We start from the raw sequence: 22,246 nt of genomic DNA, 5'->3' as shown, positions 1-22,246 counted from the left end.
AAAAGTGCAAGGCTTCCCCTGCTTAGTGCAATATAATCAACATATTTAAGCGCCATAATACCACTTGTATTTTATTTGTCGACAAGAATTTTGAAGGTCAAAAGGATTTCTGCATCAATTTTCAGATGCAATGCACGTTCATTTAGACGTTAAGAAAACCCTAGAGGTCGATTGGCCGTCTGCGATCACGGGCCATAAATTGCTGAATCTGTATGACGATCTGATCCGCATGCTGAGCTGCCAGCTTATCAGAGGTTGCAACATCATGCGCTTCAATAGCAGCAATCATATCATCATGTTCAATCACATATCGCTTTGGCAATTGGTCATCGAAAGAGGAGTAATAGATGCGCAAAATACGCCGACCTTCATCCAGTAAACGGAAAAAGAGGCCGGTATAATAAGGGTTTTTTCCTGCTTCAGCGATTGCCGCATGGAAATCACGGTTCGTGGCAATCATAGTCAGAGCATCCTGCGCCTGAACTGCCTTTGTGAACTTGACCTGATGATTACGAATAATTTTAAGATCTTCTTCGGTTCTGTTTTCTGCCGCCAACCTAGTTGTCACGCGGTACATCAAACTCAAAGCGTCGAAGAATGTATGCAGATTCAAAAAATCGATATTTGAAACCATGGTTGAACGGTTCGGAAGTGTTGTCACCAAACCTTCACTGGCCAGCTTAACAAGCGCTTCACGAATGGGCGTGCGAGACATGGATAGGCGTTCAGCCAATTGGATTTCGTCAATCGGGCTGCCTGGCGGCAATACCAAATCTAAAATATCATCACGCAAAATCTCATAGACGAATTTGACACCTTGTCCGCGTTTTCTTTCTGGCACTGGACGCATTAGCTTGTTATCCATTATCACACCTTCATTCTGCATAAACGTCTATGGCAGCAGTTTAGAAAAAATGGAAGAGCATGGCCGCAATCATCTTGCGCCCCAACTATCAGACAGTCGGTAGCCTTCAGGCCAAGGGTCACTTGGGTCTAACATATGTTGATGAATACCGCTTATCCAACCGCGGCCTGAAATTTCAGGAATAATTGCAGGTGTATCGCCAACCTTTGTTGTCTCTAATATGCGTCCATTAAATGTTGAGCCAAGAACAGATATGGCGGTTAGGTTTTCGCCAACAGCCATTTGTCCACGTGCATGCAAAACTGCCATTCGCGCTGACAATGCCGTACCAGTTGGAGAACGATCAACTTTGCCCGGCTGTATCGCAACAGCTGCCCCTGCACGAAGACCATCCGGTCCCCGCTCTAATGGCCCAGCAAAAAGACAGAATGAAAAATGCCGCCAATCAGGCATCGTCGGATGTTTAAATTCCAATGCCTCATTAGCAGCATTGGTGATTTTAACGCCCAAACGCGCAATGTCATGGGCTTCGTCTTGTTTAAGATTAAGCCCCATCGCTGCAGCATCAACAATTACAAAGCTGTCACCACCAAAAGCGGTATCGACTGTTAAGGTCGGCAGCCCTTCAACTTCCAGTTTTTGATCAAGCGGCCCTGCAAAGCTTGGCAAATTTTGAACGAAAATACGTTCTGCTTTACCGCCGCGACATTCTGCGCGAACACGAACCAGCCCGCCGGGCGCTTCCAGCACCAGATGGGTTTCAGGCTCCTGCATTGGGATCAATCCACCATCAAGCAACACGGTTGCCACACAAATCGAGTTTGATCCCGACATCGGCGGCGTGTCTTCTGGCTCCATAATGATAAAAGCAGCATCTGCTTCTGGGTGGCGCGGAGGAACCAGCAAATTAACATGCCGAAACACGCCGCCGCGCGGTTCGTTCAATACAAAATTGCGCAAAGTTTCATCGCGCGCGATCCAGCGGCTTTGTTCCCAAATCGTATCGCCGGGCGGCGGCAAAACACCGCCGACAATGACATCACCAACTTCACCTTCTGCATGGGCAGAAATAACATGAACGGTTTTACAGCTGCGCATTATGAATTCTCACTTATTTTTAAAACCCGACAAGACGGTCCGGCAACCAAGTTGCAAGCGCTGGGAAAATAACAATCAAAGCCAATGTCAATAATTGTAAAGCGATAAACGGTAAAACGCCTTTGCACATTTGCCCATAAGTCATGTTAGCCGGTGCAATAGACTTCAAGTAGAAAATCGAAGAGGCCATCGGCGGCGTTAAATAACCCGTCTGAATAACGATGAGCACCAATGTTGCAAACCAGATTGGGTCAACGCCCGCGCTGCGGATAAACGGTGTGAACAACGGTACACAGATCAAAACATTCGCAGTCCAATCAAGAACAAAGCCAAGAACAAACACAACCAGTAGGAAGAACACAATCATGCCGGTCGTGCCGAGCCCTGCACTGTCAATAAAGTCTCTTATCAGACTAGCACCACCATTGGCCGCAAAGACGCCCATGAACATTGTGCCCGCTGCAACGATCAACAATATCATTGCGGAAATACGCACTGTAATACTCAGTGATTCAGACAATACGTTCCAGCTAAAGCGGCGGTTGGCCACGCATAATAGCAACGCACCTGCTGCGCCAACGGCTGCAGCTTCTGTTGGAGAAGCAATGCCGCCAAGAATGGAGCCCAGCACTGCAAAAATGAGCAAGAACACAGGCACCAATGTCACAACGGTCGCGCGTAATTTTTCGCCAAGCGAAACGTCAGGTTCAGCTTCGTCATCGACATGCGGTTCGACAGGGTAAATCAAACCATGAATGGCAATATAGGCCAGAAACAAAACCACCATAAGAAGACCCGGCAACAGCATACCAGCTAGCAATTTGCCCACTGACATTTGCGCCAAAGAGGCATACATCACCGCGATCACCGACGGCGGTATCATGGTGCCAAGCGATCCGCCGGCACAAATGGTTCCAGCGATTAGGCTGTTATCATATCGCGCGCGTTGCATGGCAGGAATTGCCATCATGCCGATCATAACTTCAACAGCACCAACGACACCTGCAGCTGCGGCAAAAATTGCGCCCATGATAATGGTCGCAAGCGCAAGGCCGCTCGGCAATCTTTTCAGCCACATATTCAATACAATAAATAGTCGCTCTGCAATTCCTGACCGCTCTAGCAAAGCGCCCATAAGGATAAACATGGGAACAGCAGATAAAATAAAGTTTGTTGAGGCTGAATAAAACGAACCATAAATCTGGTTAAATGCTACATCACCAAAGGCCATTAAGCCTGCGCCAACGGCGACTATGGTGAGAGAAAACGCAACTGGAATACCAAGAAGAATAAGCGCAAACAGCGCAGGGAACATCAGTGCTGCAGTTAGCATATCACGTCTCAATCTTATATGAATTTTGTTTTTTATTCGCAGAGAATGCACGCATTCCCTCGATGGCTAATTGTAGCGTTAAGGCTGCCAATCCGATTGCTAGTGCGCTGTAAAACGGCCACATGAGCGGCGCCCAAGGGCTTACATGCTCCACCTCTCCGGTCATCCATGCCCGCCAAGTTCTATAACTTGCGACATAGGTCAGTAATCCAAAAATCGGCGTTAGCACCAACAGGAATACAATTCCGTCTATTGCACCGCGTATGCGGGCTGGAAGCTTAGACGAGAGAAAATCTATGCGTACATGCGCGTCTTCTCGAAGTGCTTGAGCAGCCCCTAGAATAAACAGAGCGCCGGTGCTCATGTAAGCAATATCAAAGGCCCAAAGTGTTGGCGCGCCAAATGCATAGCGCGCCACAACTTCATACAACATGGAGCCAATCAAGATCAGAACCATTGCCTGTGATGCATATCCCAAAATGGCGGAAATAGTGTCCACGGCTGCGAATAGAGTTCTTTTCATGATTGCCTCCTTGTTTGTTAGTTGCCGTTACGGATCAAATAGCCGCTTTGTGCAGTCCAACGAGCCTGATAAGCTAAGTACTCAGCAAGAGTTTCTGCCATCTGGCCTTTGCCAGCTTCTTTTTCGGCTTCAGCTTTCTTCTTGATCCAATCAACGCCAGCTGCATTAAGCTCGTCGATGAACGACTGATCGAGCGTGATGACTTCTGCCTTGCTGCCTGCAAACACTTCCATTGCTTTCATGTCATTGTCATAAAAGTTGTATAGTGATTGAAATGTTGTCAGTTCAGCTGCGGCTTCCATTTTAGCCTTTAGCTTGTCATCAAGCGCGTCCCATCTTTCCTGCTTAACAACAACTTCCCACACGAATGTTGGCTGATGCACACCAGGTGTAATGATGTAAGGAGCAACTTCATGAAACCCTTCTGGAAGATTGGCTGAAGGTGGTGCCCACTCGATTGCATCAACGCCTTTACGCTCAAGCAAAGTGTAAATCTCACCTGGTGGCACAACTGTTGGAACGGCACCAAAGTAATCGCGCGTCACTTCAGCCCATGGGCCTGCTGTACGATACTTAAGACCCTTCAAGTCCTCAGCACTGCGGATCGGTTTGTTGGCATGCGCCATAACTTCTGATGAACCAATGCCAACAACAAGCGACTTGAAGCCTTCTGCTGCCCGCATCTCTTCAAGCTTTTCTTTGCCGCCGCCTTCATACATCCAAGTTGCATGTGCTTCTGGACCCATTCCGCCCGGAAAGCCGCAGAAAACTGCGTTCATCGGATCTTTGTTGACACTGAAGCAAGGTGTTGAATGGCCAGCTTCAACGATGCCATCACTTACACCATCATAAACCTGCAACGCAGGAACCAAAATACCAGCACCGAATGGTTGAATCTCAACTGCGCCATCGGTCAATGTTTCAACATTATCCGCAAACCGTTCGAGAAAGTTCACATAAAACGGTGAACCTTCCGGAACGGAAGTAGGCACACGCCATGTCACTTCCTGCGCATTAGCTGCAAAGGAAAGCGCGGACAGCCCTGCCAACAATCCCGCTTTGAGAAAAAATTGCTTCATATTGAACTCCTTGTTTCAAATTACAAATTCAAGAGTACATAATGTATTTTATTTGTCGACAACTTTTTCAACTAAAATTTTTTGCAGGAATAATCCTTTAGTATCAGCAAGTTGGTGAAATACTCGTGATGAGCGGTTATTTTAACCAGTCGGGCAAATCTGTAGGAAGAGACCCGCTTATCGCGGCTGCGGCGCAATCATTTGTGCTACCAAAGCGCATCGCGCGCCCTGAAAGACCGGGACCATAATGCGCATACTTACCTGAGTTCGTCATGACGGCTCGAGTTTTGGGCGGAAAGATTGGCTCAGTGATTGAACACCAACATAGATCAGGAATAATCTGCACCCCTGCATCCGTTAGTATTTTCCAAGTAACATCAGCTTTCGCCAGCGCGATAACGCCGCGTCCGGCGGTCACAATCGTCGTAATGCTAATCTTTTGGCCATTAAGCGCTTTGGCAAGCATCTGACACTCCCTCAAAGACGCATGAGGGCTGCCGATCGCAATCAAATCAACGGCTTCAGGACCATCGTTGAGTTGGCGCCAAGCCTGCACGAAATCATCATGCGTAACGTTAATAATCTCGGCACCGTCTAACGCTGCTCCAGCAGCTTCAGGCGTTACATCTTCAACATGCAGCATCGGTGCTGCTGATGTTGTGCCAAAGGCAGCGCATAGCGCCTTTAAATCATCTTCATGTGGTTCAAGCGCCGCCAGCCCGCGCAAAAGCGGTATCCGATCAGGTGATTTTAAACCAGCAATATAGCCAATAAGCGGCCATATCGCATCACTCGCGCCTTGCGGGGCTTCTATATCCAGCACACATTTTGCTCGGCGTTCCTCGTCTAAGTATACACCCGATAGCGGCGCTCTTCCCGTGACAGCAATGCACAAATCCAGATAATCGGGATGTTTGGGCGTTCGCGCACCCAGTACACTATTTGCATAGATAACAGCGTTGGATTCTGCCCAAGCGATAGCCTCATCAAGCTGTGGGCGATCATTCAGCAAATATGGTGCGCAGGTAAAAGTCGGCTCGCCCCCCATTCGCACATAAGCATCAGCAAGACGTGATGCAGAAGAACCAAAATCAGTTGGAACGCCCTGTGTTTGCCAATTCATGCGATCTACAGAAATCGCGTTGATCGTCGTTGGTACGCGAACCTTCGCGCCCATCTCGTCCATCTTTTCAGCAAAGATCAGATTAGCCGGATGCGCATAGATACAGCCATCAATATGGCCGCGCTTTATATCTGTAAGCTGCTTTGCGCCTTGCTGGCGGGCAACGGTACAAATGATTTCCATTGATAATGCCGCAGCAGGTCCATCGCGCCCGCTAAGAATTGCCTGATCTTCATCGCTCAAAGCTAGGGGCGTTGAAGCTGCGCTTGTGATCTGCACACGCAGTTCATCGCCGATAATCACATCTTCTTCAATTTTTAAATGTGATTGCTTCGCCAGTGCTTCAAACAAATTGTTTGAAACCTGCAAAACAGGAAACCCGCATTCAAATAGCTCTCCGGCGATCAGCGCACCGAGCGTTAAAATATCTTCGGCTTCGGAAAAAATCATTGCTGCGGGCGCTTTGCCATTGAGCGCTAAATCAAGCATGACGCCAGAACCAGAACAGGAACCTCGGCTTGTCGGCATCATCAACACTGCACCGGCAACACTCTTGCCCTGCAAGGGATGATGCGCATCAATAACGCAGGCTGATACCGGATCAACACCACCCCAAAAGCTCAAACCCATGGCGCTGGCCAAAACGTTGCCTTCAGCAACACCAGACACAATTCTAAGTGCACTTGCGCCGGTCATTTAACAACAAACCCATGTGCGAAAGGATCACGATCATCAATGAAAATGGTGTTGTAACCGGTCATTCTGGCCCATCCTGCAACGGAGGGAATAATAGCTGGTTTTCCTGCGACTGTCGTTTCAGCTTCGACGCGGCCTTTGAAAATCGAGCCAATGATAGACTCGTGCCAAAATTCATCACCGCACTTTAATGTACCCTTGGCTGCCAATTGAGCCATGCGCGCCGAAGTACCCGTGCCGCACGGCGAACGGTCGATGGCTTTATCGCCATAAAAAACCGCATTGCGTGCATGCGCACCTTCAACGGTTGGTGCGCCAGTCCACAAGATATGAGAAAGCCCGTTGATGTCTGGATGGTCAGGATGAACGAATTCATATTTTTCATTCAGCGCCGCACGAAGTTTCGGCGACCAGCCAATCAATTCACCGGCCGTAAAATCGGCCATATCGCGGAAGTTTTTCTGCGCCTCGACAATAGCATAGAAATTGCCGCCATAGGCCACATCCACGACGATTTCGCCAAGGCCATCAACATGGGCGCTCAAGCCTTCTTTATACAAGAAACCAGGAACATTGGTCAGGCGCACCTCTTCAACAAATCGGCCTTCTTGCCTGTATGAAATATCAACCTTGCCAGCTGGTGTATCGATAGATAAGCGACCCGGCTCACGTGGCTGAATCAAACCGTTTTCAATCGCCATTGTCACGGTTCCAATTGTGCCGTGACCACACATCGGCAGGCACCCCGATGTTTCAATGAACAATACGCCAACATCACAATCAGAGCGCGTTGGCGGGTATAGAATAGAACCAGACATCATATCATGACCGCGCGGTTCAAACATTAATCCGGTGCGTATCCAGTCATATTCGCGAAGGAAATGGGCACGTTTTTCCAGCATGGTCGCACCTTCAAGGCGCGGCCCGCCGCCAGAGACAAGACGCACTGGATTACCGCAGGTATGTCCATCAATACATGAAAAAGTATGTTGCATTATAGCCAACTCGCAAAACGGCTTGGGGAAAATGGTTTAATGTCGATAGCTGGTTTCGTGGCGGTAACAATATCGGCCACAAGCGCTGCTGTTGCTGTCGATTGTGTCAGCCCCAAATGGCCATGACCAAAAGCGCAAATAACATTATCGTTGCTAGGCAATACGCCTATAGCAGGTAATGAATCTGGTAGTGATGGACGGAAGCCCATCCACTGAATTCCGCCTTCGGTTTTTAAACCCGGTAGAAATTCTTTTGCTTTGTTCAGCATTGCTTGCGCGCGGGCAAAGTTTGGCGGAAGATTGAGCCCGCCGAGCTCTACAGAACCGCCGACTCGCAGACCTGAGCGTAATTTGGAAATTACAAAGCCGTGGCCACCGAAGGTCAAATGCTGTTTTAGATTAAACGTATTGTTGGGCAATGTGGTGTTATATCCGCGCTCAGTCTCAAGCGGAATTTTAACGCCCGCTGTCCGCGCAAGGTGGTGCGAATATGCGCCAGCCGCCAGCACAACCCTGCCCTTAAAATCACCTAGGCTCGTATGAACGCCATCCGAAGTTAGCAACTTTACTTCGCCAATCAAAAGCTCTCCGCCATTGGCAACAAATTTTTCAGCTAAGGTGATTGTATATAGTTTAGGGTCGTCAATTGTCGCATATGCTGGTGTAAAGGTAGCATGCGTAAAACGCGGAGAAAGGCCCGGTTGATAGTCAGCAATGCTATCACCTTTAAGATGCGTGAATGGAACATTCTCAGCTTCTAAACTTGCATAGCCTGGCAAGGTAGCTTGAAACTGCTTTTCGCCCTCATAGACCTGTAATTGGCCTTCATTGCGCAGCATATGTGTCAGGCCAGCACGTAGAAGAAATGGTTCAAGCGTCTTCTTTGCATGACGCATCATCTCTGCTTGTGCATGCGTGGACTTTTTTACCTGAGAAGGACGGCTTGCGCCCAAGAAGCGTAACATCCAAGGCGCGATTTTCGGCGCATAGCTGGGCGGAATGCTGAGCGGTCCCAGTGGATCAAAAAGCCATTTAGGCGATTGCATAATCGTCTTGGGCGATGCCAAGGGCAAAATTTCGCTAAAGGCAAATGCACCAGCATTTCCCGCAGAAGCACCACCTGCTGGTCCAACCTTATCGATCACGCGAACCGACATGCCTTTGGCTTGCAATTCCAGCGCGCTTGAAAGGCCGACAACGCCAGCCCCAACAACGATGACTTGAGTATTGCTCATAAGGTTTGATCTTTATACATTCTTGAACGCAAATGCGCACAGCATGTCCAGATTATTGCTTGAGCAATAATATCTAGCGGACATTTGAAAGGAATTGACGTGTTTCTTCATTTTGCGGATCCCCAAAGATCTGTTCTGGCGGGCCAATTTCAGCCATCACACCCTTATGGAAAAACGCGACACGGTCCGACACATCTCTAGCAAAGCTCATTTCATGCGTTACCAAGATCATTGTCATGCCATCATCAGCAAGCATTTTTAGCGTATCAAGAACTTCGCCAACCAATTGCGGATCAAGCGCTGAAGTAACCTCATCGAACAACATATAATCCGGCGACATTGCAAGCGCGCGCGCAATAGCCATACGCTGCTGCTGACCACCGGATAATCGGCTTGGGTAAACGTCGCGTTTTTCGCCTAGTCCGACATGGTTCAATTGCTTTATTGCAATTTCTTCGGCTTCGGCACGTCCCATCTTTTTCACCTTACGCGGTGCAAGGGTAACGTTTTCCAAAACAGTCAGATGTGGAAACGCATTGAACTGCTGAAACACGATGCCGATTTTACAACGTAGTTTATTGATATCTGTGCTTTTGGCATGAACATGAGTTCCATCGACCAAGATACGACCAGTATCAATAGGCTCCAGCCCGTTGATACATGTCAGAAGGGTCGACTTACCGGAACCAGAACCACCGATGACAGTGAGCACTTCGCCTTTTTCTACCGTAAGGTCGATACCTTTAAGTACCTCCAAAGGACCAAAGGATTTGCGAACATTTTCAATTTCAATCATTAGGTGACCACCGTTTTTCCAGATACCCGCCAAGTCGGGCAATTGGGAAGCTTAGTACGAAGTAAATCAAACCGCAGATCATCAAAATAAATAGCGGTTCTTGTAGGCGGGTGATCAAGATTTGCGACGCGCGCAATAGTTCGATCATACCCAACCATAATACCAGAGAGGAATCTTTCAGCACGCCAAGCGTCAATCCAATCCATGACGGCAAGGCTATACGGGCTGCCAATGGCGCTACGATATAGCCCATATCCTGCGTCCAGTTTAGCCCAAGTGATCGGGCGGCACGGCGCGTGGTTGGCGGCACAGCATCAATGGCGCCGCGAACAATCTCAGTGCAGTAAGCAGCAGTGTAAAGCGAGAGGATCACACAGGATGTGGTGAATGGCTCCCAGCCAAATTGCACGATCGCTTGGAAAGCATTGCCGAGAACCAACTGAATCAATAGCGGAACTGAGCGGAAAATATCGAGTATAAATGTCAACGGCGCAGACCAAATTGGTCCGATCTGCACGCGGATGACACCGAATATAATGCCTAAAAGCGTGCCTATCGCGACAGAAACGCCAGTAATTGCGAGCGTCATCCCTGCGCCTTTGGCAAGGAACATAAGGTCACTCGTTGTCAATGCAGTATCAAACATAGCAACCTCCTCTAGTAACGGAACATGCGAGCAGCGAGTAGCCGTGCGCCAAGTGTTACGATTTTTGCAATGATGTAATAGATCACTGCAGCGATGGCGAAAAATTCAAAAGTACGGAACGAGCGCGCATTGAGCGCTTGCGTTATACCGGCCAAGTCCGTGCTCATACCGACCGTCACACCAAGCGACGTCATGAGAATGGCCCAAACCATTTGGTTGGTCATCGGCAAGAAAGCGACACGGAACATTTGAGGCATGACGATCAGCCTAAAAGACTGCAACCATGTCATACCGAGCGAACGCCCTGCTCGCGACTGCGTGTCCGGTATCGCTTTGAGCGCTCCGCGGAAATTTTCAGACAAATAACCGGCATTGTTAAAGGCAATACCGGCAAGCAAAGCGGCATATGGGCTAAGGTGAATACCGAAGCTACCTAAGCCAAAATGCGCCATATAAATTTGAAAGAGTGCGGGGGTGTTTCGCGCTATTTCGATCCATGCAACAGCAAATGCGTTCAAGTATCGGTTCCCCGACAAACGGAACAATGTGAAGAACACTGCAATTACCATTCCGATAACCATTGAAAGCACTGCAATTTCCAGTGTGACAAGGGCTCCTTCGAGCAATTGCGGTAAAGATCTTAGCGCTTGGTTCCAATGGAACGTGTAGTTAAACATTAACCCGCCACCCTGATTATAGTCTGCCGGTGCGATAACCGCACCGGCAATTCTATGTTTTTATTAGTTGATCAACGATAGACGTTTGAAACTGTCAAATCTGGCAGATCACCACCAACATATTTTTCGTACAATTCAGCATAACGTCCAGTGCGAACCTGCTGATTGACGAACAAGTTCAAGTAATTGAGGAAGCCATATTCTTCACGATTGGTGAACAAAGCAACATAATCGATATCAAATGGCGCTTTTCCGGCAACAGAAATGCCTGGGAATTTGCCTGATTTAACATTGGCTTGCGCAACAGTCGACGTCGATACTGTGGCGTCAATCTGGCCTTGGCTAAGCGCAAGGAAAACATCGGCTTGAGTTTGGTAAGGACGGTATTCGCCTTGTCCCCACTCTTTAACTTGGTTTTCAAGCGCGATACCTTCGAAAGTACCAGCAACAGCGCCCACGACTTTACCGTTCAAGTCTTCATATGACTTAATACCGGCTTCATCATTTGCAGTAACCGCCATCTCAAAAGCAAAGTAAGGGATGGACATGCCAACAGTTTTTGCACGCTCTAGCGTATCAGACGTTGACGCAACACCAACATCAACACGGCCAGACATTAGGGCAGGAATACGCTCAGGAAACGGTGTTTCAACGATTTCAGCGTCAACACCAAGTGCCTTTGCCAAGTCATTACAATAATCAACGTCAAAACCGACTGGATTGTTATCCGCATCGCGCGATCCCATTGGCGGGAAGTCAAGCACAACCGCACAACGTAATGTACCTGATGAAATAATATCATCAAGTTTATCAGCAGAGGCAGGCAACGTCATAAGTGCAGTGGCAGCTAAAGCCAAAACAGAAAATTTGGTTTTCATTTTAATTCTCCCTTAAGTGTCACGGCCTTCTGAACCGATCTCACTTGATATTTATTCCACTAGAAAAAGAGAAAATCAAATTAAAAATACAAAAAGTATACAGAAGTTGTACTCCCACCCCTTATATGCGTTCACAGCATGCTGGGACGGGAGTAAATACGAGTAATTTAACGCAGATCTTCAGGCAGCAATTCAATCGGGAAGTTCTGATAGCTGACAGGGCGCACGAAACGTCGGATAGACAATGTTCCCACCGATGTCGCACCAAAATTGGTTGAAGCAGGGTACGGCCCACCATGAACCATTGAGTTTACAACTTCTACGCCTGTTGGAAAACCATTGACCAACAAACGTCCTGCTTTGCGCTCCAGAACAGGTGCCAGCATTTGTGCGTCAGATAGATCGCCATTATCCATATGCAATGTAATGGTAAGCTGTCCTTCAAGACCCTTTGCCAATTTCAACATTTCATCCATTGAAGTTGCCCGAACCACAAGACCGAGCGGACCAAACACTTCTTCTCCCAAATCATGCGCTTTGAGAAACTCTTCTGCACTGACTTCAAATATGTTTGGAGAGGCAGATCGGCCGCTGGATTCTGTTGTATAAACTGGCTTAGCTGCATCGCTCTTCATAAAGCGCTCGCAACCATCGCGATAGGCTTTCGCAATACCATCTGTCAGCATTGTTTGAGGCGCAGCCTCTTCCAATGATGCTTTTGCAGCTGCAACGAACCGGTCGGCATCTGTGCCATCAAGCACAACTGCGATACCCGGATTGGTACAGAATTGGCCTGCGCCCATGAGAAGCGATCCAGCCCATCCACGTCCCATTTCTTCAGCCCGTTCTTTAACGCTTTCAGCAAGAACGAACATTGGGTTTACGCTGCCAAGCTCGCCAAAGAATGGGATAGGTTCAGGTCTAGCAGCACAAAGATCAAACAGCGCTCTTCCGCCAGCTAAACTGCCGGTAAACCCGACAGCCTTAATGAGTGGGTGTTGCACTAGTCCTTGCCCGACATCACGTTTGCCGCCTTGAATAAGGCTAAACACACCGCGCGGCATGCCAGTCTTTTCGATTGCAGCTAAAACGGCTTCAGCAATGATTTCGCCTGTTCCCGGGTGAGCCGAATGGCCTTTAACAACCACAGGACAACCAGCCGCTAGCGCTGCTGCCGTATCACCGCCCGCTGTTGAAAACGCGAGTGGGAAGTTAGATGCGCCGAACACAGCGACAGGGCCAATTGGCCGTTCAATCATACGGATTTCTGGCCGAGCAGCAGGCTTGCGCTCTGGCTGTGCTTCATCAATGCGCTTATCTAAATAATCACCCTTGCGGATATGATCTGCAAAAAGGCGAAGCTGACCGGTTGTACGGCCGCGCTCACCTTGAAGGCGTGCTTCTGGCAGGCCTGTCTCTTGGCTGCCGATCTGCGTAATGGCATCGGCGCGCGCCTCAATCTCATCAGCGATAGCATCCAAAAATGCGGCCCGTGTTTCGCGGCTAGAATAGCCATATTGCCAAAAAGCTTCTTCTGCGCCTTGTGCCGCACGATCAACCAAATCAACAGTGCCCACACTAAAACTATGAGCAGACCCATGCGCAGGTTCAGACATAAACGTATCTGTTCCACTGACCCATTCGCCGGCGATTAAATGTTTTCCATGGGGTGTAAAAGTCATTATAATTCCTAATAAATATTTGAACTTTTGGGATAAGAAAAAGAACTTCTCTTTTTGCATACATTATGTATACAGATATCGCAACCAGACATGCGGCAAGAAGGGACCAAAAATGACGCAAGAAACAAACACGCTAGCCATCGACGAATTAAGCGCGCTGGTCGTTAAGATTTTCACACAGGCAGGCATGTCAGACCAACAGGCTCAGGCCACGGCTAAAGTCATTGTTTCTGGAGAGCGCGACGGCTGTAAGTCACATGGTATTTACCGCATCGAGGGCTGCCTTCGCACCATTGCAGCTGGCAAAGTTGAACCACGTGCAGAGCCAGAACTTACAGATGACGGATCTGCCGTTTTACGTGTAGACGCCAAAGGCGCTTTTTCACCTGCAGCCTTTGCACTCGGCGCTCCTGTTCTTGCTGAACGCGCACGCGAATTGGGTGTTGCGACACTCGTTATTAATTCATGCACGCATTTTTCGGCGCTTTGGCCTGAAATTGAAACACTAACCGATATGGGATTGGCTGCACTTGCCATCTGCCCGAGCTACGCAAGCGTTGCGCCGTATGGTGGCAAAGAACCTTTATTGGGCACTAACCCGCTGGCATTTGGCTGGCCGCGCCCTGCCAAACACCCTTATGTTTTTGATTTTGCAACATCAATTGCGGCTCGCGGCGAGATTGAATTGCACCGCCGCGCTGGAACACAAATTCCAGAAGGTTGGGCAATGGATGTTAATGGCGAGCCAACCATTGATCCAGAAGAAGCCCTAGCAGGTGCCATGTTGCCATTCGGCGCACATAAAGGGTCGGCCATATCAACGATGATCGAGCTTTTATCTGGCGTGATGATTGGCGACATGACCAGCCCTGAAGCATTAGAAAACCTTGGCAACACAACACTTTCGCCGCATCACGGCGAACTCATCATTGCATTTAGCCCAGAAAAATTCTCCGCCGGACGGCCCGGCAATCCGTTTGATCGCGCGGAAACGCTTTTCGATGCTATTTTGGGTCAAGGCGCACGTTTGCCATCACAACGTCGCTTTGCAATGCGCGATAAAACAATGCGCGAGGGTGTAACGCTGACAAGCGATGAGATGCAATCTTTGCAATCGTTTTTATCATAGCCTCTAATACTGCCGTCGATTTTCCTCATATTGGCACGACAATACTCAAGCGTAATTTAAACTTGAGTATTTTTGTCATGTATGCGACTTACGCCTAAAAACCAGACTATTATCGGTCAAGCTACCAATTGTTGGCATACCGATTAGCCTGCATTTATAGGATTAGACGCATGGAAAAACGACCATCAAGACGCTTGCTCACCGTCGAGCGCGCGCAATACATCACCCCCAATATGGTGCGCATCACTTTTGCTGGCGATGAACTTGCCGGCATACCGACTGATCGCGCGGGCGGAAATTGCAAAATTTTACTCCCCGCAGAAGGTCAATCACGCCTAGATTTTGCTGAGCAATTGGAAAATGGTCCCAAGCCGGTAACGCGCACCTATACGGTACGCTCATTTCGCGAAGACCCTCTGGAAATGGATATCGACTTTGTCGCCCATGGTGACACGGGACCCGCAGCACGCTGGGCAACCCGCGCAAAGCCTGGCGACTTTTGCGGCTTTGCTGGCCCAAGCATGCCAAAACTCACCGAATTTTATGCCGATTACTATTTGATTGCAGCTGATATGACGGCGCTGCCTGTTGCCTGCGCCGCACTTGAAGCAATGCCTGACGATGCGAAAGGTGTGGCGGTTTTCGAAATCCTATCTGAAGCCGATAAACAAACGATACAAGCACCAAAAGGCATTGAAATTCATTGGCTCATCTCGCCTGATCCACACCAAGCTTCTCCACTGCAAGAGAATTTCATTCGTGGCTTGGATTTACCATTAGGCACTATTCAAACGTGCATTGCTGGTGAGAGCTCCGTGATCCGCGCGCTTCGCGTTTACCTCGTCAACGAAAAACAGGTGCCGAAGGAAAACGCCTATATATCTGGCTATTGGAAAATCGGCCTGATTGAGGATGAGCATCAAATTGAAAAACGCAATGAATGAACGCGATTTTCAAGTTCTTCGAAACGTTCAAAACTTCGCGGCCAACTCTGATTTAGATCAGATGCTGGCTCAGTGGTCTTGACGAATAATTACCGTAATCTGCACACGTAACTTGCTCCCGCAATGTTAGGCTTATAACAATATGCATTGTGCTTGCACTAAAACCAAATCAACCCGCATGTTGAAAGCAGATGATGGAAATAACAATTATTCTTATTGCTTCTTTTCTTGCAGGAATTTTAAACACGATTGCTGGCGGCGGTACATTCTTGACCTTTCCCGCATTGGTCTTCATTGGCGTTCCGCCTGTGATGGCGAATGCAACCAGCGCTGTCGCCGTTTTTCCAGGCTATTTAGGCGGCGCGTTAGGGTTTCGTGATGAACTGGGTAAGCTTGATCGCAAACAAATAATCAGGCTGATTATTATAACGCTGGTCGGCGGTTTAATTGGCTCACTATTATTACTGATCTCATCCAATAAAGCTTTCTCGCTCATCGTGCCGTTCTTGTTGTTCGGGGCAACGCTGGCTTTTTTGTATGGCGAAAAAATCCGCAATTGGGCAGCAAAAAAAGACAAGGCAGTCACGCCGTTCGGCGCAGCTGGGCTGTTACTCGCCAGTATCTATGGTGGCTATTTTAATGGCGGACTTGGCATTGTTCTGCTTGCGCTTTTCGCCCTCTGGGGGATGACGAATATTCATGAAATGAACGGCTTGAAAAGCGGGCTGTCATTCGTCTTGTCCGCAATATCTGTTGTCGTTTTTGCAATAGGCGGTTTGATTGATTGGCACTATGCACTGGCGATGATGCTGGCCTCAACATTAGGCGGCTATGCTGGCGCGCCAATTGCACGCGCATTGCCAAAGAAAATCGTCCGTATGATTATTGCTATCGTTGGCTTTACGATGAGCGCCGTATTCTTTTATCGGCTGTTTTGATTATCAAGCTTTCAATTAAAAGGCATGGCTCGCGACAAAGGCAAATAAGAATCCAGCCGCAGCAATAGGTCCTGACAGTGCATGAATGTCGTCAAAGGCCTCTGGTATCATCGTGTCAATCAGCATCACGAATATTGCTCCGGCCGCGCAGGCAATTGCTGCCCCAATGTAAAATGGGCCGAGTTGTCCAATAATCAGATAGCCAAGCAAAGCTGAAACTGAGCATGTCACGGCAATGCTTCCCCAAATGGAAAACACATATGAAGCGGATTTTCCTGCGGCCTTCATGCCGACTGAACTTGAAAGACCTTCGGGCACATTGGAGATAAAAATAGCTAGTAGCGTTACAAAAGCTACGCCTTCACCATCAAGAAGCGAAATGCCGATAGCTGCCGATTCCGGAATACCATCCAGAAGCGAACCAATCGCGATAGCAATGGATGCAGCCGCGCCAGCAGTAACAGCACTGGATTGTTTGCGCCCAGCTGCGCCAGACCGAGACAAAAAAGCATTGGCCAAACCATAAAGTGTCGCACCAAAAACAAACCCAACAGTCGCTGCTATGCTTCCTGCGGTTTTAAAGGCCTCGTCCATTAAATTAAAAGCAAGAGCAGAAATCAGGACGCCAATCCCGAACGCCATGATTGATGAGCTAACCATTTTGGATAGGTTTAGAAAGTAGCCCATAGCCGCACCAAGAAGCAGCGCGCCGCCAGCGACAAAGCCCCAAAGTGCTGCTTGGGCTGGAAGTGATAAATATTCCATCTGTTACCCTTGGCTCGAACCAATTCAACTTAGTGGTTAAACTGCTTTCACTGCAAGTTCAGCCATTTGCATAATGGCTTCGCGTGAGTCTGCAACCGCTATAAAACGCGCATTATGACAAAACTTAGCGCCTTTGACGCCGCTCGCCTCTTCCAAGGCTTTATCTGTCAGCCCTGCCCAAGCGGCAGGCAAATCAGCACGCTGTTCAAATGTGTCATTGGATAGCTTGATGCCATTAAGCGTCCAATCACCTCCGCGCGGATTGACCACAAACAATATGTGGTCAGCCTCCATTTTATCTAATGCAGAACGATAAGGCATGCCCATAGGCAATTCGAGAATTGGGGACGCACCTGCTTTGGCGATAGCGTCAAGAGCAAGACTTTGCGAACGCTCTTTAGCCGCTCTATTGCGGACAGCCGCTTCCACGAAGCTACGCGCAATGGCTAGACTTTCAAAAAATGCATCATCATTTGCCGTTGGCGACATATCGTCAAACACCGGCTTCATGCTCTCTAACAATGCTGGCAATGTTAAACCTGAGAGCGGTCCTGCCACAGATGGTTCTATTGCGCCATTGTCCAAAAGATCTATCGGCAGCACCAATTTTGTATCAATAGCTGCGTGGATTGTTTCGATATCGTCTGCTGGCACATTCAGGGCAGCAAGATATTCGCGCCCATAATGGTGCCAGATCAACCCAAAAGAACTGAACGGCTGCCCGTCTTCACGTAAAGGGCTTGGCCGTTGATGGTGATCAAATATTTGCGCTTCAGCATCATAGTGGCCGCCTACATCATAAATAATTTTATTCGGTGCAGGCGTTAACAGCTCACGATCACGACTGCGCAACAATTCAGCCTTCGGATAAAGCCGTGTGAGCACAACAGAGGACAACAACTCATCTGCATGGAAACCGCCAGAATGGGTTACAAGATGGGTAATTGTCATGGGAGGCTCCAAGTATCGTACACGTCATAATGCGCAGTTGTACGGTTATTCAAAAATGTTTCAAACGCGTATTCACAGCAAATGACACTTAGATCAACATTTTTTAAGTAAAACAAATACTCATCCGGCCTTACCGTCAACAAAGGTAAACCTTAAACAAACAAAACAATTAAACTTAAGTATAGATTCTCTACTCTAAGTAATTACAGGAAAATATAAGTATAATTATGAATTTTAATTGATTTCTCTCGCTACAAACCAAGCAAAAAGGCTTTCTAAAACTATGTTAATTGGCTCTTCTTTCAAAAAAAGCGGCGATGCCATCGCGTGCTTCTTCGCTTTCCCAGCGGTCCGCTAGAGCCTCAATTGTTTCTTCTATAGTCTCTTGCGTGATGCTGCCGGATAGTTTTTGGCAAAGAGCTTTTGCACTGGCAACAGCACCAGATTTGGTTTGCAAGATTGCCGATAATTCGGTTTCTATATCATCATCCAAATTGTTTGAAATTTTCGACGCTAGGCCCGAACGCAAAGCAAAATCCGTATCAAAACTTTTGGCTGTAAAAAACACTTGCCGTGCAAATGCAGAGCCCATTCGATCAACAACAAACGGCCCAATGGTGGCAGGTATCAATCCCAACTTGGTTTCCGTTAGACCAAATTTTGCCCCTTCAGCGACGATGGTAATATCGCACACGGCCATCAAGCCAACGCCGCCGCCAAAAGCGTTGCTGTGTACTTTAGCAATCAATGGTTTTGGCAATATGTTTAGAGCAAACAACATGTCGGCCAGTTTGCGTGCACCAGCAATTTTTCCCGCACGATCTTTTTTCGCTTGATCTTGCATCCAGCCCAAATCGCCGCCTGCACAAAATGTTTTTCCATTGGCAGATAAGACAACAGCCCGCACGCGCTCATCATCGCTCAGAAGTTTGGCAGCGTCATGCAGCTCGTCAATCATCTGCGCATTCATCGCATTATGCTTTTCGGGTCTATTGAGGACCAGATGCGCGATACCACGTGGATCTAATGTCAACGCCAAGGTTTCATAAGTCGCTAGAGTGCTATCAGTCATGGTTTTCTCCAAGCGTAGATATAAGCGCTTCAGCTTTCGCCAAAACATCAAAATTCAAGCCTGTGTGGTAGTGTTCGTGCTCAAGCATATGGGCAAGCTTCACGGTCGATACGTTGCCCTTTGCGCCTGGCGCATAAGGGCATCCGCCAAGGCCGCCAATGGCACTGTCGAAATTGCGCAAACCTTCATTTAGACTTGCCTTTACATTATCGAGCGCATTGCCATTTGTATCATGATAATGACCTGCCAGCTTATCAACAGGCACATGTTGTTTTACCGCGTTCAGCATAGCAGTAATTTTTTCCGGTGTGCCTGCGCCAATGGTATCGCCAAGCGAGATTTCATAACAGCCAAGCTCAAGCAGCTTTGCGGCAATTTGTGCCACCGCTTCCGGCGCGATGTCGCCTTCATAGGGACAGCCGACAACGCATGACACATAGCCTCTGACGGGAACACCGTCTGCGCGAGCGCGTTCTACGATAGGGATAAAACGCTCAATACTTTCAGCGATCGTGCAATTGATATTCTTCTGACTAAAAGTCTCGGATGCCGCACCAAAAATCGCAACCTCATCCGCCTTGGCAGCAAGTGCTTTTTCATAACCAATAATATTCGGTGTTAATGCAGCATAAGTTACGCCATGCGCTCGATTGATACCGTTCAAAACTTCGGTTGCATCCGCCATTTGCGGCACCCATTTAGCGGGCACAAATGATGTTGCTTCGATATGGGAAAAACCAGCTTGGGACAGAAGATCAATAAGAGCGATCTTGGTTTGCGTAGGAACGATTGCTTTTTCGTTCTGCAAACCATCGCGCGGACCGACTTCATAGATGCGAACATTCTCCATCATTCATCCTCTTCAAGTTGAAGAAGAATAGAGCCGCTTTCAACTGCCTGACCGACCTTGCATGAGATAGCTGCAACTATGCCGTCGCGTGGTGCTTCAAGCGCCATTTCCATTTTCATTGCCTCAATGACAATGACGCGCTGCCCTGCCTCCACTTTGGATTTTTCAGCAACATTCACAAGACGAACCACACCCGTCATCGGTGCAATGACTGCCGAAGCGCTGAGCTTATCATCACTGCGTCCTGACAAAGGATCAGGACGCGTAAACTCAAATGTGTGCCCATTAAAATGAACAGATACGACTGTTTCATTGCCCCGCATAAATGTGGCAACACGGGCAGAACGCCGCTGGCTATCCATCATAAAAGAACAACCATCTTGCGTGCGCACAACATTGTCTAACGCTGCACATAAAGTACCATCAGGCATTGTTAAACGAGCGGCACCGGCTCCAGATAATATGATTTTACGCTCAAGCAGTTCATCAGCAAAACGCAAACAAACCGTATGGGATGCCTCACCCCATAAACGCCAACCATCGGTTTGCGGGTTGATGTTTAAAGCAGCAAGCGCTGCAATGGCAGTAACTTCATCGCTTAATGCCGCTGGCAAAGTCAGATGATCGATCTCATCAGCGATTAGGCCTGTATTGACCTCGCCCTTTTTGAAGCCCTCATGTGCGGCCAATGCCTGCAAAAAGGAAAGGTTGGTTACCGTTCCGGCCACATGCGTGTCACCAAGCGCAGCACTTAGTCGCAACAATGCTTCGGCGCGATTAGGCCCATGCGTAATAACTTTCGCGACCATCGGATCATAATAAGGCGTAATATCATCGCCAGCGCGCACGCCGCTATCGTTTCGGGCAATATCCGAAAATGCCAAATGCGCTATATGACCGGTTGCAGGTAAAAACCCTGCCGGCACATCTTCAGCATAAAGCCGCGCTTCAAAAGCATGACCGTTGATCGACAGATCAGCTTGACTAAATGGCAATGGTTCGCCTGCAGCAACCCGCAATTGAGCCGCAACAAGGTCTTTGCCTGTGATGGCTTCGGTTACCGGATGTTCAACTTGCAGACGCGTGTTCATTTCCATGAACCAGAACCCGTCTGTGCGCAGCGCGCCAGATCCATCCACGATAAATTCAATCGTACCTGCGCCCACATAGTCGATTGCTTGTGCCGCTTTAACCGCAGCATCTGTCATCGCGGCACGCACATCATCGGTCATGCCTGGCGCTGGTGCTTCTTCAATGACTTTTTGGTGCCTGCGCTGCAATGAACAATCACGCTCATATAAATGAACCACATTGCCATGGCTGTCGCCAAATACCTGTACTTCGATATGACGCGGCGATGTAATATAACGTTCAATCAGAACCGCAGCATCGCCAAAGGCGCTTTGCCCTTCACGGGCAGCACTTTCCAGAGCAGATGCAAAATCTTCCGGTTTTTCAACCAGCCGCATACCCTTGCCGCCGCCACCAGCACGCGCTTTGATTAAAACCGGATAACCTATCTCATCGGCTTGAGTTATAAGAAATTCTGCATCCTGATTTTCACCGTGATAGCCCGGCACAACCGGAACACCTGCCTTGACCATCAGCGCTTTGGCCGCATCTTTTAGCCCCATTGCGCGAATGGCTTTGGCACTTGGGCCGATGAATGTTAGTCCAGCAGCTTCCACCGCCTCCACAAAATCAGGGTTCTCGGACAAGAAGCCATAACCTGGATGGATAGCCTGCGCACCTGTTTGCAAGGCAGCAGCAATGATGATGTCGCCCTTCAGATAGCTTTCACCAACGGGGGCAGGACCAATGCGCACCGCCTCATCTGCCATGGCAACATGGCGGGACGATGCATCGGCATCTGAATAAACAGCGACCGTTTTAATGCCCATCTGCGTTGCTGTTTGCATAACACGGCAAGCGATTTCGCCGCGATTGGCAATAAGGATTTTTGAGAACATG

21 protein-coding genes are annotated in these 22,246 nt (G+C 48.5%); 3 read left to right on the top strand and 18 right to left on the bottom strand.

The genetic code is table 11. The features are described from left to right. Window positions 1–160: 160 nt before the first annotated feature. From N530_RS0103370 to N530_RS0103310, 13 genes are all read right to left on the bottom strand, one after another. Complete coding sequence (locus tag N530_RS0103370; RefSeq protein WP_026479556.1) at window positions 161–865, bottom strand: GntR family transcriptional regulator; 705 nt, start codon at window positions 863–865, stop codon at window positions 161–163. 69 nt (window positions 866–934) lie between these two features. Further along, entirely contained in the window at window positions 935–1,963 is a 1,029-nt protein-coding gene (locus tag N530_RS0103365) for a proline racemase family protein (RefSeq protein ID WP_026479555.1), read from the bottom strand. A gap of 19 nt (window positions 1,964–1,982) precedes the next feature. Next, window positions 1,983–3,296, bottom strand: a complete 1,314-nt coding sequence (locus N530_RS0103360; RefSeq protein ID WP_026479554.1) for a TRAP transporter large permease subunit — start codon at window positions 3,294–3,296, stop codon at window positions 1,983–1,985. A 1-nt stretch (window position 3,297) separates the two neighbouring features. Further along, window positions 3,298–3,819 carry a TRAP transporter small permease subunit gene (locus tag N530_RS0103355; RefSeq protein WP_026479553.1) on the bottom strand — a complete coding sequence of 174 codons (522 nt, stop codon included), beginning with the start codon at window positions 3,817–3,819 and terminating at the stop codon, window positions 3,298–3,300. Between the two features lie 17 nt (window positions 3,820–3,836). Further along, on the bottom strand, window positions 3,837–4,898 hold the full coding sequence (gene dctP, locus N530_RS0103350) for a TRAP transporter substrate-binding protein DctP (RefSeq protein ID WP_018688485.1): 1,062 nt from the start codon (window positions 4,896–4,898) through the stop codon (window positions 3,837–3,839). 136 nt (window positions 4,899–5,034) lie between these two features. Continuing rightward, complete coding sequence (locus tag N530_RS0103345) at window positions 5,035–6,717, bottom strand: aconitase X (protein ID WP_026479552.1); 1,683 nt, start codon at window positions 6,715–6,717, stop codon at window positions 5,035–5,037. Beyond that, window positions 6,714–7,715: a 4-hydroxyproline epimerase gene (locus N530_RS0103340; protein ID WP_026479551.1), complete on the bottom strand. Its 1,002-nt coding sequence runs from the start codon at window positions 7,713–7,715 to the stop codon at window positions 6,714–6,716. The genes N530_RS0103345 and N530_RS0103340 overlap by 4 nt, the downstream gene beginning before the upstream one ends. Further along, window positions 7,712–8,947, bottom strand: a complete 1,236-nt coding sequence (locus tag N530_RS0103335) for an FAD-binding oxidoreductase (RefSeq protein WP_026479550.1) — start codon at window positions 8,945–8,947, stop codon at window positions 7,712–7,714. Before N530_RS0103335 ends, N530_RS0103340 begins: the two co-directional genes overlap by 4 nt. A gap of 73 nt (window positions 8,948–9,020) precedes the next feature. Further along, window positions 9,021–9,743, bottom strand: coding sequence for an amino acid ABC transporter ATP-binding protein (locus N530_RS0103330; RefSeq protein WP_018688489.1), 723 nt, complete (start codon window positions 9,741–9,743; stop codon window positions 9,021–9,023). Then, a complete protein-coding gene (locus N530_RS0103325) occupies window positions 9,736–10,389 on the bottom strand; it encodes an amino acid ABC transporter permease (protein WP_026479549.1) in 654 nt (217 codons plus the stop codon). The genes N530_RS0103330 and N530_RS0103325 overlap by 8 nt, the downstream gene beginning before the upstream one ends. Window positions 10,390–10,400: 11 nt before the next feature. Next, entirely contained in the window at window positions 10,401–11,066 is a 666-nt protein-coding gene (locus N530_RS0103320; protein WP_026479548.1) for an amino acid ABC transporter permease, read from the bottom strand. Between the two features lie 71 nt (window positions 11,067–11,137). Then, entirely contained in the window at window positions 11,138–11,944 is an 807-nt protein-coding gene (locus N530_RS0103315; RefSeq protein ID WP_018688492.1) for a transporter substrate-binding domain-containing protein, read from the bottom strand. Between the two features lie 167 nt (window positions 11,945–12,111). Further along, a complete protein-coding gene (locus tag N530_RS0103310) occupies window positions 12,112–13,626 on the bottom strand; it encodes an aldehyde dehydrogenase (NADP(+)) (RefSeq protein ID WP_026479547.1) in 1,515 nt (504 codons plus the stop codon). A 112-nt stretch (window positions 13,627–13,738) separates the two neighbouring features. On the opposite strand from N530_RS0103310, the gene N530_RS0103305 reads away from it, so the two are divergent. From N530_RS0103305 to N530_RS0103290, 3 genes are all read left to right on the top strand, one after another. Further along, the gene (locus N530_RS0103305) at window positions 13,739–14,755 is read left to right on the top strand and encodes an Ldh family oxidoreductase (protein ID WP_035266111.1); all 1,017 of its coding nucleotides are present in this window, start codon (window positions 13,739–13,741) and stop codon (window positions 14,753–14,755) included. A 170-nt stretch (window positions 14,756–14,925) separates the two neighbouring features. Further along, window positions 14,926–15,699 carry a siderophore-interacting protein gene (locus N530_RS0103300; protein ID WP_026479545.1) on the top strand — a complete coding sequence of 258 codons (774 nt, stop codon included), beginning with the start codon at window positions 14,926–14,928 and terminating at the stop codon, window positions 15,697–15,699. A gap of 191 nt (window positions 15,700–15,890) precedes the next feature. Next, entirely contained in the window at window positions 15,891–16,637 is a 747-nt protein-coding gene (locus tag N530_RS0103290) for a sulfite exporter TauE/SafE family protein (RefSeq protein WP_026479544.1), read from the top strand. A gap of 15 nt (window positions 16,638–16,652) precedes the next feature. On the opposite strand, the gene N530_RS0103285 is transcribed toward N530_RS0103290, so the two are convergent. From N530_RS0103285 to N530_RS0103265, 5 genes are all read right to left on the bottom strand, one after another. Further along, window positions 16,653–17,402 (bottom strand): ZIP family metal transporter, encoded by a 750-nt coding sequence (locus tag N530_RS0103285; protein WP_026479543.1) that lies wholly within the window; start codon window positions 17,400–17,402, stop codon window positions 16,653–16,655. 36 nt (window positions 17,403–17,438) lie between these two features. Continuing rightward, the gene (locus tag N530_RS0103280; RefSeq protein ID WP_026479542.1) at window positions 17,439–18,353 is read right to left on the bottom strand and encodes an MYG1 family protein; all 915 of its coding nucleotides are present in this window, start codon (window positions 18,351–18,353) and stop codon (window positions 17,439–17,441) included. A gap of 286 nt (window positions 18,354–18,639) precedes the next feature. Continuing rightward, entirely contained in the window at window positions 18,640–19,425 is a 786-nt protein-coding gene (locus N530_RS0103275) for a crotonase/enoyl-CoA hydratase family protein (protein ID WP_026479541.1), read from the bottom strand. Then, the gene (locus N530_RS0103270) at window positions 19,418–20,278 is read right to left on the bottom strand and encodes a hydroxymethylglutaryl-CoA lyase (protein WP_026479540.1); all 861 of its coding nucleotides are present in this window, start codon (window positions 20,276–20,278) and stop codon (window positions 19,418–19,420) included. The genes N530_RS0103275 and N530_RS0103270 overlap by 8 nt, the downstream gene beginning before the upstream one ends. Next, window positions 20,275–22,245, bottom strand: coding sequence for an acetyl/propionyl/methylcrotonyl-CoA carboxylase subunit alpha (locus N530_RS0103265; protein WP_026479539.1), 1,971 nt, complete (start codon window positions 22,243–22,245; stop codon window positions 20,275–20,277). The genes N530_RS0103270 and N530_RS0103265 overlap by 4 nt, the downstream gene beginning before the upstream one ends. Between the last annotated feature and the right edge of the window lies 1 nt (window position 22,246).

Origin of the sequence: Ahrensia sp. 13_GOM-1096m (genome assembly GCF_000620605.1) — a bacterium.
GTDB lineage: Bacteria > Pseudomonadota > Alphaproteobacteria > Rhizobiales > Rhizobiaceae > Ahrensia > Ahrensia kielensis.
This window is presented reverse-complemented; position numbering and strand designations above follow the sequence as displayed.